Here is an 11246-nt window from a genome sequence, read left to right as displayed (position 1 = left end):
GGCGCCGGAGGGGCGGATGGTGAAGCCCGTGCGGCGGGTGCCGGTGCGTGGTGGGTGGTTGCGCCCACGCGGCGGAGCCGCACGTCGGTACGGTCCCGCGCCCCTGGGGGGGCGTTATCGCCAGCGTGTGTAGAACGGGTTGACGCGGGTGCGCATCCAGTCGGCGACCGGGTCCTGGGCGATGTCCATCAGGATCAGGTTGACCGGCCAGGGGGCCGGCGTGCGGCCCAGGGCCCGGCCGAGGGCGTCCAGGGGGAGGGTGCGGGCGTCCGCCTCCCCGTGGGAGAGTTCCACGCCGACGAAGAGGACCGGGGCCTCCGTCTCGATCGCGGCGAGGCAGCGGCGGGCGGTGGTCACCACGCCGATGGCGTCGAACTCCTCCGAGGCGGCACCCAGGAAGTCCAGCGGGTCGTCCTGCCAGTCGGGCTCGAACAGCCGGACCCGGCCGCCGCTCGCCGGGCCGTCCAGCGGGCCACGTCCGGACCGGCACAGCTCGGCCACGGCGGCCGGCGGCAGCGGGGCCGAGACCACGCCCCCGGGGTTCACCGCGATCCCGGCCTGCGGCGGCAGACCGCGGGCGAACTCCACGGCGGGCGCGATCGTGTACGACATGTGGGAGCCGACGACCTGCCGGAACTGTTCCTCGGAGCTGAAGACGGGGACGTAGGCCTGGCCGTCGAGCTCCATGGTGGGCAGGTCCAGCGGGCCGCTGTGCGGGCCCCCGCCGTTCGGCAGCGGGATCCAGAGGAAACTGCGGGCCAGCACCTCGATGATCCGGGCCCCCGCCGAGGGGACGCCGAAGGAGGCGGAGAGCACCTCCTCCAGCTCGTTGCCGGGCCATCCACCGTGCGGATGGGGGTGTGTCCGATCCGGGAAGTCCGCCGGGAAGTCCATCGTTCGCCTACCGCCTGCCTGGAACCACTGCTGTGGCGGCAAGGCTATCCGGTCAGCCCGCGAAGCCGATCCTGCGCAGCGCGTTCGCGGCGTCCCGGTCGATCAGCACCGCCGAACCGCAGCCCGAGGGCAGCCGGCCGCGCTCCACCGCGCGCAACAGCCGGTCGCTCGCGGCGCGATGGCGACCGAACGCGTACCGGGAGACGCCCCGGCCGCGCTCACGCTGCCCGGCCAGGGCCTGCTGCGGGGTGACGTCGAGCAGCAGCAGATGCAGGCTCGCCCCCCGGCGGCGGGCCTCCCGGGCGAGCCAGCGCCGCACCCAGGCCTGGGTCCCGCAGTCGTGGACGACGACCGCCCCACCGGCCCGCAGCGCACGGCGCAGGCCGGCGTAGTGGGCCAGGCGGACCAGGGGCCGGTAGATCGCGTAGGGCAGGAAGCGGGGCACGCGGCGGTCCCAGCGGTCGCGGGTGTCCTGGGAGTCGACGCGGGCCCCGCGGACCGCGCGGCGCATCAGCGTGGACTTTCCGCTGCCGGGCAGTCCGGTGACCACGACCAGGTCGCGGGGCCCGAAGAGCAGTACGCGCGGGCTGCGGCCGCCCCGCTCGCGCAGATCGCGGACGACGGGGGCCGGCAGCGCGCCGCGGGCCCCGCGGACCCGGCCGGCCGGCTGCGGGGGCAGTGCGACGCCTGTGGTGGTGGCACACGCCGTGGTCCTGTTCACCGTGATGGTCCTCCCCTGGGACCGGCTGTGCGGCCGCGTCCCCGCTGCGTGTAAAGAGAAGGTAATGCCAAGGTCTCTCGTTTCCGTGCCTTTCCTGATACAGGCCTGTCACAGCTCCCTGTGACCGTGCCCGCACACCCTGTGCACCCTAGGGAAAGGGTCCCCCTGCCGCGCCCCCACGATGCGTGCAATGATGTGCGCGCCAACTGCATACCGGCCGTTTGAATCCGCGCGGGAGAGTCCCCGGCACTGTGTGTCGCCGGGGCGCCGAAGGAGCAAGTCCCTCCCTTGAATCTCTCAGGCCCCGTACCGCGCGGGCGAGGCACATCTGAAAAGCGGGCCGCTGCAGCCGTGCTCCAGTGGCTCCACCCAAGGTGCAAACCGTGATCTTCCCCTGAGCGGGCGGTCATGGCGAACCTCTCAGGTTCCGATGACAGATGGGGAGGAACCGCCCTCGCCTTCCCTCATCGCCTTTGGGAGACCGACCGATGAGCAGTACCGAACCTCGCCGGACCGCGCTCGATGCCCTGCATCGCTCGCTCGGCGCGACGATGACCGACTTCGCCGGCTGGGACATGCCCCTGCGCTACGGCTCCGAGCGCGACGAGCACAACGCCGTGCGCACCAAGGCCGGCCTCTTCGACCTCTCGCACATGGGCGAGATCGCGGTCACCGGCCCGGAGTCCGCCGCGCTCCTCGACCACGCCCTCGTCGGCAACATCGGCGGCGTCAAGCCCGGCCGCGCCCGCTACACCATGATCTGCCGCGAGGACGGCGGCATCCTGGACGACCTGATCGTCTACCGGCTCGGTGAGTCGGAGTACATGGTGGTCGCCAACGCCTCCAACGCCCAGACCGTGCTCGACGCCCTCGTCGAGCGCTCGGCCGGTTTCGACGCCGAGGTGCGGGACGACCGTGACGCGTACGCACTGCTCGCCGTGCAGGGCCCCGAGTCCCAGAAGATCCTCGCCTCGCTCACCGACGCGGACCTGGACAACCTGAAGTACTACGCCGGTCTGCCCGGGACGGTCGCCGGCGTCCCCGCGCTGATCGCCCGCACCGGTTACACCGGCGAGGACGGCTTCGAGCTGTTCGTGCGGCCCGAGCACGCGGTCGGGCTGTGGCAGGCGCTGACCGAGGCCGGCGAGGGCGTGGGCCTGGTCCCGTGCGGGCTGTCCTGCCGGGACACGCTGCGCCTTGAGGCGGGCATGCCCCTGTACGGGAACGAGCTGAGCACCTCGCTGACGCCCTTCGACGCCGGTTTCGGCCGGGTGGTGAAGTTCGAGAAGGAGGGCGACTTCGTGGGCCGCGCCGCACTGGCCGAGGCCGCCGAGCGCGCCGCCGCCGAGCCGCCGCGCGTCCTGGTCGGCCTGGTCGCCGAGGGCCGCCGGGTCCCGCGCGCCGGGTACGCGGTCGTGGCCGGCGGCGAGGTGATCGGCGAGGTCACGTCCGGTGCCCCCTCCCCCACGCTGGGCAAGCCGATCGCGATGGCGTACGTCGACGCCGCGCACGCGGCGCCCGGCACCGAGGGCGTCGGCGTGGACATCCGCGGCAGCCACGAGCCGTACGAGGTCGTGGCGCTGCCGTTCTACAAGCGGCGGAAGTGACACCGTCGTAGACGGTTTCCGTCTCCGCGCGTGACGTGAGCGGGTCGTGCCCGCTCGCCTCAGCCGCGCCGCACACGGTCCCCTCAGTCGTCCATCCGGCCGGCCCCCGGTCGGCACCCGGTCATCCACCGTCCCCCGTACAGGAGAATCAAGACCATGAGCAACCCCCAGCAGCTGCGTTACAGCAAGGAGCACGAGTGGCTGACGGCCGCCGAGGACGGCGTGTCGACGGTCGGTATCACGGAGCACGCGGCCAACGCGCTCGGCGACGTGGTCTTCGTCCAGCTCCCCGAGGTCGGTGACAGCGTGACCGCGGGCGAGACCTGCGGCGAACTGGAGTCGACCAAGTCGGTCAGCGACCTGTACTCCCCCGTGAGCGGTGAGGTCACCGAGGTCAACGAGGACGTCGTGAACGACCCGTCGCTGGTGAACTCGGCCCCCTTCGAGGGTGGCTGGCTGTTCAAGGTGCGCGTCACCGACGAGCCGGCCGACCTGCTGACCGCCGCCGAGTACGAAGCCCACACCGCGGGCTGAGGAGTCGTTTCCGCATGTCGCTTCTGAACACGTCCCTGCACGCGTTCGACCCGGCGGTGGCCGCCGCGGTCGACGCCGAGCTGCACCGCCAGCAGTCCACCCTCGAGATGATCGCCTCGGAGAACTTCGCCCCGGTCGCGGTCATGGAGGCCCAGGGCTCGGTCCTCACCAACAAGTACGCCGAGGGCTACCCCGGCCGCCGCTACTACGGCGGCTGCGAGCACGTCGACGTGATCGAGCAGATCGCGATCGACCGGGTCAAGGAACTCTTCGGCGCCGAGCACGCCAATGTGCAGCCGCACTCGGGTGCGCAGGCCAACGCGGCCGCGATGTTCGCGCTGCTCAAGCCCGGTGACACGATCATGGGCCTGAACCTCGCGCACGGCGGGCACCTGACCCACGGCATGAAGATCAACTTCTCCGGCAAGCTCTACCACGTGGTCGCCTACCACGTCGGCGACGACGGCCAGGTCGACATGGCCGAGGTCGAGCGGCTGGCCAAGGAGAACAAGCCGAAGCTGATCGTGGCCGGCTGGTCGGCGTACCCGCGCCAGTTGGACTTCGCCGCGTTCCGCCGGATCGCGGACGAGGTCGGCGCCTACCTCATGGTCGACATGGCGCACTTCGCCGGCCTGGTGGCCGCGGGCCTGCACCCGAACCCGGTCCCGCACGCCCATGTGGTGACGACCACCACGCACAAGACCCTCGGCGGTCCGCGCGGCGGGGTGATCCTCTCCACGGCCGAGCTGGCCAAGAAGATCAACTCCGCGGTCTTCCCCGGTCAGCAGGGTGGTCCGCTAGAGCATGTGATCGCCGCGAAGGCGGTCGCCTTCAAGGTGTGCGCCACCGAGGAGTTCAAGGAGCGCCAGCGCCGTACCCTTCAGGGCGCCCGCATCCTGGCCGAGCGTCTGGTGAAGGACGACGTCCGGGCCGTGGGCGTGGACGTGCTGTCCGGCGGCACGGACGTGCACCTGGTCCTGGTGGACCTGCGGAACTCGGAGCTGGACGGCCAGCAGGCCGAGGACCGGCTGCACGAGGTCGGCATCACCGTCAACCGCAACGCGATCCCGAACGACCCCCGCCCGCCGATGGTCACCTCGGGGCTGCGCATCGGCACGCCGGCGCTGGCCACCCGCGGCTTCACGGCCGAGGACTTCACCGAGGTCGCGGACGTGATCGCCGAGACGCTGAAGCCGTCCTTCGACGTGGCGGCGCTCCGGGCCCGGGTGACGGCACTCGCCGCGAAGCACCCGCTGTACCCCGGTCTGTAGTCATTCCGTACGCCTTCATCCGTACGGACCCACGGGGCATCGCGCACACTGGTCGGTGGGCGCGGTGCCCCGCACCATGCACCCCGCAGAAACGTTGTTTCTTCCGCGAACCGCCCCTCCCCGGTGGACAGCGTCGTCCGCCACACCCTTAGGAGTCCTCCCGTGGCCATCTCGGTCTTCGATCTGTTCTCGATCGGCATCGGCCCCTCCAGCTCGCACACGGTGGGCCCGATGCGGGCCGCCCGGATGTTCGCCCTGCGGCTGCGCAACGAGGACCTGCTGGACTCCGTCGCCGCGGTGCGGGCGGAGCTGTACGGCTCCCTGGGCGCCACCGGCCACGGCCACGGCACGCCCAAGGCGGTGCTGCTGGGCCTGGAGGGCGACGCGCCGCGCACGATCGACGTGGAGTCGGCCGACGAACGGGTGGAGAAGATCAAGGACGGCGGCCGGCTCCGGCTGCTCGGTGACCACGAGATCGCGTTCTCCTACGACGACGACATGGTGCTGCACCGCCGCAAGGCGCTGCCGTACCACGCCAACGGCATGACGCTGTGGGCGTTCGACGCCTCCGGCGCGGAGCTGCTGTCGAAGACGTACTACTCGGTGGGCGGCGGATTCGTCGTCGACGAGGAGGCGGTGGGCGCGGACCGCATCAAGCTCGACGACACGGTCCTGAAGTACCCCTTCCGCACGGGCGACGAGTTGCTGCGCCTCACCGAGGAGACCGGCCTGTCCATCTCCGCCCTGATGCTGGAGAACGAGCGCGCCTGGCGGACCGAGGAGGAGATCCGCGAGGGCCTGCTGGAGATCTGGCGGGTGATGCGGGCCTGCGTGAACCGGGGCATGACCCGCGAGGGCATCCTTCCGGGCGGCCTGAAGGTGCGCCGCCGCGCCGCGAACACCGCGCGCAAGCTGCGCTCCGAGGGCGACCCGCAGGCCCTGGCCATGGAGTGGATCACCCTCTACGCGATGGCCGTGAACGAGGAGAACGCGGCCGGCGGCCGGGTCGTCACGGCACCGACGAACGGCGCGGCGGGGATCATCCCGGCCGTCCTGCACTACTACATGAACTTCGTCCCCGGCGCCGACGAGGAGGGCGTGGTCCGCTTCCTGCTGGCGGCCGGCGCGATCGGCATGCTCTTCAAGGAGAACGCCTCCATCTCCGGCGCCGAGGTCGGCTGCCAGGGCGAGGTCGGCTCGGCCTGCTCGATGGCGGCGGGTGCCCTCGCGGAGGTACTGGGCGGCAGCCCGGAACAGGTGGAGAACGCCGCCGAGATCGGCATGGAGCACAACCTCGGCCTGACCTGCGACCCGGTCGGCGGCCTCGTCCAGATCCCGTGCATCGAGCGCAACGGCATGGCCGCGGTGAAGGCGGTCACGGCGGCCCGGATGGCGATGCGCGGCGACGGCTCGCACAAGGTGTCGCTCGACAAGGTCATCAAGACGATGAAGGAGACCGGCGCGGACATGTCGGTCAAGTACAAGGAGACGGCGCGCGGGGGCTTGGCGGTCAACATCATCGAGTGCTGACGGGATGGGCCCTGACCTGCGCGTTCGCTTCTTTCAGCGCTGTCAGGGCCTTCCTTGCTTACGCGGCGGAAAGTCCCTGGAAGCTCCCTGGGGCAGACGTGAAAGTCCCTGAAAAATCCCTGGGAAGTCCCCACGGAAGGTGCTCTTGACCTGCGGGTTCGCGGTACGTGATCAACGCCGGACACACCGCTCACCCACCACTGGACGTATCAAATCGAACCCCTGGGCCCACCCGAGGGGTATCATTCGATACATGGACGCTGCGGAAAACTCGCGCCTGGAACAGCGGCTGGCCGGCCTCTCCCCCACATTCACGACGGCGCAAGCACGTCTGGCCCTACTCTCCCCTCGCGATCTGGCGCACTTGGTCACGGAAGCGGAGATAGACGAACTCTCCCGTGGGGTGTACCGGCGGGCAGACGCCCCGGAGACCGCGCACGCGGATCTGCTGGCCGTGTGCGCACGGGCCCCTCGCGCCGTCGTATGCGGTGAATCCGCCCTGGCCCTGCATGAGTTGGTCGACGACATCCCCGCAGCAGTACACATCGCCGTGCCGCGCGGTACACGCCGCCCGACGATTTCCTACCCGCCGACCGTGGTGGCGCAGTACGCCGCAAAGACCTTCGGCCTCGGCGTCGAACGGTTCGAAGCAGCCCCGGGAGAGAGCATCCCCGTGTACAACGCAGCCCGCAGCGTCGTCGACGCAATGCGCCACCGCAGCCGCATCGGCGAGAACCTCGCCCTCTCCGCGCTCGGCCGCTACCTGCGCCGAAGCGGACGCGGCGGGGTCGGCGAACTCCAGCACATCGCACGCGAGTTGGACGCTCTCTCCGTCATCCGCCCCGCCGTAGAGGCGGTGCTCGCCTGATGGCCAACCCCACCCGCGACACCACCGCCGGCCGTGTCTACAACGACCTGCGCAACCTGGCCCGCCGCAACAGCCGGTCCACGGACGAGGTCATGGTCGAGTACGTCCTCGAACGGTTCCTCTACCGCCTGGCCACATCGCCGCTTGGCCGGGAACACTTCGTCCTCAAGGGTGGCCTGCTGCTCGCCCAGTTCGGCGCACGTCGAATGACTCGCGACATCGACATCCTCGGCCGCTCGTTCCCAGGCACCGAAACCGAGATCATCCGCAGGGTCGCGGCCATCGCCGCCACCGAGATCGACGACGGCGTCGCATTCGATCCCACGACGCTCAAGACCGTCCCGATTCGTGAGGAGGACGAGTACCACGGTCTGCGCCTGTCCATGGCCGCCTCCATCGCCCGAGCACGACTCAAGCTCCAACTCGATATCAGCTTCGGCGACCCCGTCACCCCCGGCCCCAGGATCATCGACTACTCGCAGCAACTCACGACGGACAGCTTCCAGATCCTCGGCTACCCACTCGCCACCGTCATCGCCGAAAAACTCTCCACCGCCATGTCACTCGGCGACCTCAACACCCGCGACCGCGATTACGGCGACCTCTACCGCCTGCTCACCCTCAACGACCTGGACGGCCAGGAACTCACCACAGCGCTGACCGCCACCGCCACACACCGCGGCATCGCCCTGAAACCCCTCAGTACCACCATCACCGACCTCGGTGAGCGGCGCCAGACCTCGTACGCCGCCTGGCGCCGCCGACAAGGCACCGCCGCGACGAGCTACCCCGAACGCTTCACGGACGTCGTCCGGCAGGTCACTGCCTTCGCAGACACACTTCTCAACGGCGACGCCGTCACCCTCACTTGGAGTGCGGCGACCCTGACGTGGTCATGAACCAGACCTGGCCGACCGACCAGGCCTTCTGGGCGAACCCGGAACCTACGCATTACGAGTCGGTACATGATCTTGTCTGACCGTCGTAATATTACTCACTCTGCGTGATACCAGCAGCTCACAGACACGGCAGCTGTAAGTCTTGATCGTCCGGCTCTGGTCATGTGGTCGCTGCCGCGGTGATGTTGTTCCATCGGCGGTGGGCCTCAGTGGCCTGGTGCTGGTGGTGACGGCGCCAGGCAGACCAGTGCAGGGCGTGCTCAAGGTCGCGGCGGGGCGTGGGGAGTGCGGTGATCCGCAGGACGGTCAGGAGTTCGCGGCCGCTGGCCGGGGCGAGTTGAAGGCCGTGTTCGGTTCCGTCGACGGTGCGGGTGGCAGCGTGGGTGACGGCGAGGACGGCGGCGGCGAAAAGGCTGATCAGGCTCCAGCGCATCCAGGAGGTCCAGCAGGTCACCTGGCCCTGGTCGAGTCCCGCCAGGCCCTTCGCGCCTTGGAAATCCTCCTCGATCTTCCATCTGGTGCAGATGATGTTCACGAGGACCGCGAGGCTGACGGGGGTGGTGGAGTGGCAGCGGTAGAAGGACAGTTCGCGGGTATAACGGTGGCGGCGCACGACGAGGAACGCGTGCCCGGCCTCGTCCCGGTCCACGGGGGCGTCGTCGGCCAGGACGTCGATCAGGGCCCAGTCGTAGTGGCGGTCGCCCTTGGTGCCGTTGCCCGTACGTCGTCGCATCCAGGCCCTGGCCGGCACCTTCGCCGCCAGCTCGGTGGCGCTGAAGCGGTCCACGGCAGTGCTCGCGCGATGGTCGGCCCTGACCGCCAGGGCGTAGTCGAAGCCCAGGGTGCGGGCGGTGCGGCGCAGCTCCAGGCTGCTGTAGACCTCGTCGCCGGTGAACCAGCGGGCTGGAAGGCCGAGTTGCTGGGCGCGGTGCAGCATGGCGGCGGCCAGTTGGGGCTTGGTGGCGAAGGTGACCTCGTCGGGCACGTGCCGCAGCAGTCTGCGCTCCTCGCCTTCGGCCCAGGCGGCGGGCAGGTAGAGCTCGCGGTCGATCAGGGCGTGACCGCGCGGCGAGGCATAGGTGAGATGGACGGCGACCTGGCACAGGCCCACCCCGCCAAGAGCACCGGAGTACTGGTGGGAGGCTCCCACGCAGTCGGTGGAGGACTTCTCGTCACCCGTCTCGTCGGCGATCAACACGGCTTCGTCGTCGGCGAGTTCGGCCGTGACCCAGGCGGCGAGACGGTCGCGGGCCAGGTCATGGTTCCAGACGCCGCGCGAGAGGAAGTGCTGCAGGCGGTGCGGCCCGTCGTGCCCGAGCGCCTCGGCGAGGGTCCAGCAGTTGCGCCGCTCCAGCTCCATCAGCATGCCCTGCCTCATCGCCCGGCCCAGCATCCGTAAGTCCCGGCGCGGGAAGCAGACGGCCGCCGCCGCCATCAGCGAGCCGAACGCCGCCGTCCAGACCCGCTCGGCTATCGTGGCCTCCACGGCCACCTGGTTCTTGATCGTCTTCACACACGTCAATGATCACGGTGGCCGTTCCCGTGTCCGCGGCCACCCCCACCCTGACCTGCACGGAGGCCTCAACGATCAAGACTTACAGCTGCCGTGGCTGAGCGGGCCGACCCCGACCAGCGCGTTCGTTTCTTCGGCGCAGTCGGGGCGCGGTGTCCTCCCCGGGGGGGCGGGGGAGCGCGGCCGCTCTACTCGCCCCACCTCGTTCACCGCTCGCTCCGCTCGTCCGGCTGTCGCGTGTCCGTCCCGAGGGGCGGCAGTCCGAGGATCTCCCGGTACCGGGCGGCGAGACGCGCGATCGTCCGGGGGTCCGTCCCTTCCGCCGCCAGGAGGCCGACGAGCCGGCGTACCGCGTCGCGGTACGCCTCCGCGGCGTACCGCCAGTCCGCGAGCACGGCGTCGGGTTCGCCCGGCAGGAGCAGTCCGAGGGCCGTGCGCCACGCCTGCGCGGCGTTCGGGGTCGTGCCCTCGAAGTCCGTGAACGCCGTATGCCAGATCCGGCGCGACACCGTGGCCGCGACGGAGTCGAGGGCGTCCGGCCACGGGCCGGGGCGGGCCAGCAGCAGTCGCACCTGGTCGAGCGGCGCCAGCCCGCCGCCCCGTACGCCTCCGCCGAGTTGTGCCTCGACGTCCATTCCCGGGGTGATCTCGACGCCCGCGTCCCTCAGTTCGGCCAGGGTGACGGTCTCGGTGCCGGGGAGCCTCGGCGCGTCGCCGGGCAGGTCGTCCGCGCTCACCTGGCCGGCGATCCACCGGCGGTGTATGTCCTCGGACGGCGGCGTCCGGAGCGGGGTGTCGTCCTCGGACGGCGGCGTCCCGAGCGGGGTGTCGTCCTCGGACGGCGGCGTCCCGAGCGGGGTGTCGTCCTCGGACGGCGGCGTCCCGAGCGGGGTGTCGTCCTCGGCTGTGCCGGCGTCGGGGGCGGGTCCGGAGGGCCGGCCCGTGAACGCGGGCGGCTCGGACCGCTGAGCCGGTGCGGTGGGGTCCCGGTGAGGACGTGCGGAGGCCCCCTGGGACGGGGAAGGCGCCGGGGCGGACGCCACGCCGACGGGAACGGCCGTTCCGCTCTCGTCGGTGTCCGACAGGGCCCCGCGGCTGGTCGGCTGCGCCGCCATGTCCGTCGGGGCCGGGGCGCCGACGGAAGCCGACGGCCCGGCGGACATCGGTGGCGGGACGGAAGCCGGTGGAGCGGCGGACACCGGTCCCGCGGCGGGGGCCGGTGGGGCGGCGGGGGCCGACGGCCCGGCGGACGCCGGTGGCGCGACGGAAACCGGTGGGGCAGCGGACACCGGTGGCGGGACGGAAGCCGGTGGGGCGGCGGACACCGGTCCCGCGGCGGGGGCCGGTGGGGCGGCGGGGGCCGACGGCCCGGCGGACGCCGGTGGCGCGACGGAAACCGGTGGGGCAGC

At 71.1% G+C, this 11246-nt stretch carries 11 protein-coding genes and 1 riboswitch; of the genes, 7 read left to right on the top strand and 4 right to left on the bottom strand.

Features of this window, described 5'->3' with window-relative positions:
* Positions 1-114: 114 nt before the first annotated feature.
* Both ACIF9R_RS09835 and ACIF9R_RS09830 read right to left on the bottom strand, forming a co-directional pair.
* The gene (locus ACIF9R_RS09835) at positions 115-894 is read right to left on the bottom strand and encodes an enhanced serine sensitivity protein SseB (protein ID WP_399976826.1); all 780 of its coding nucleotides are present in this window, start codon (positions 892-894) and stop codon (positions 115-117) included.
* A gap of 52 nt (positions 895-946) precedes the next feature.
* Complete coding sequence (locus ACIF9R_RS09830) at positions 947-1615, bottom strand: AAA family ATPase (RefSeq protein ID WP_399976823.1); 669 nt, start codon at positions 1613-1615, stop codon at positions 947-949.
* Between the two features lie 222 nt (positions 1616-1837).
* Positions 1838-1937: riboswitch (glycine riboswitch) on the top strand.
* Positions 1938-2103: 166 nt separating this feature from the next.
* Between ACIF9R_RS09830 and gcvT the strand changes: the two genes are divergently transcribed.
* The 6 genes from gcvT (at position 2104) to ACIF9R_RS09800 (ending at position 8324) form a co-directional block, all read left to right on the top strand.
* Positions 2104-3222, top strand: a complete 1119-nt coding sequence (gcvT, locus tag ACIF9R_RS09825; protein ID WP_399976820.1) for a glycine cleavage system aminomethyltransferase GcvT — start codon at positions 2104-2106, stop codon at positions 3220-3222.
* 156 nt (positions 3223-3378) lie between these two features.
* Positions 3379-3756 carry a glycine cleavage system protein GcvH gene (gcvH, locus tag ACIF9R_RS09820; RefSeq protein ID WP_399976817.1) on the top strand — a complete coding sequence of 126 codons (378 nt, stop codon included), beginning with the start codon at positions 3379-3381 and terminating at the stop codon, positions 3754-3756.
* Between the two features lie 14 nt (positions 3757-3770).
* On the top strand, positions 3771-5027 hold the full coding sequence (glyA, locus tag ACIF9R_RS09815) for a serine hydroxymethyltransferase (RefSeq protein ID WP_399976814.1): 1257 nt from the start codon (positions 3771-3773) through the stop codon (positions 5025-5027).
* 162 nt (positions 5028-5189) lie between these two features.
* On the top strand, positions 5190-6557 hold the full coding sequence (locus ACIF9R_RS09810) for an L-serine ammonia-lyase (RefSeq protein ID WP_399976811.1): 1368 nt from the start codon (positions 5190-5192) through the stop codon (positions 6555-6557).
* Positions 6558-6810: 253 nt separating this feature from the next.
* Entirely contained in the window at positions 6811-7425 is a 615-nt protein-coding gene (locus tag ACIF9R_RS09805; RefSeq protein ID WP_399976808.1) for a hypothetical protein, read from the top strand.
* The gene (locus ACIF9R_RS09800) at positions 7425-8324 is read left to right on the top strand and encodes a nucleotidyl transferase AbiEii/AbiGii toxin family protein (protein WP_399976805.1); all 900 of its coding nucleotides are present in this window, start codon (positions 7425-7427) and stop codon (positions 8322-8324) included. The genes ACIF9R_RS09805 and ACIF9R_RS09800 overlap by 1 nt, the downstream gene beginning before the upstream one ends.
* Before the next feature lie 160 nt (positions 8325-8484).
* Here the strand turns inward: ACIF9R_RS09800 and ACIF9R_RS09795 are convergent, their stop codons facing one another.
* Both ACIF9R_RS09795 and ACIF9R_RS09790 read right to left on the bottom strand, forming a co-directional pair.
* On the bottom strand, positions 8485-9837 hold the full coding sequence (locus ACIF9R_RS09795; RefSeq protein WP_399976802.1) for an IS701 family transposase: 1353 nt from the start codon (positions 9835-9837) through the stop codon (positions 8485-8487).
* Positions 9838-10043: 206 nt separating this feature from the next.
* Complete coding sequence (locus ACIF9R_RS09790) at positions 10044-10952, bottom strand: hypothetical protein (RefSeq protein ID WP_399976799.1); 909 nt, start codon at positions 10950-10952, stop codon at positions 10044-10046.
* On the opposite strand from ACIF9R_RS09790, the gene ACIF9R_RS09785 reads away from it, so the two are divergent.
* Positions 10951-11246: hypothetical protein (locus ACIF9R_RS09785; RefSeq protein ID WP_399976796.1), on the top strand; the 296-nt coding region annotated here is incomplete at its 3' end. The two genes, ACIF9R_RS09790 and ACIF9R_RS09785, sit on opposite strands and share 2 nt — an antisense overlap.

Source organism: Streptomyces sp. NPDC086080 (assembly GCF_044540255.1).
Lineage (GTDB): Bacteria > Actinomycetota > Actinomycetes > Streptomycetales > Streptomycetaceae > Streptomyces.
Note: the sequence above shows the minus strand (reverse complement) of the source record. Positions and strands in the feature narration are given on the sequence as shown.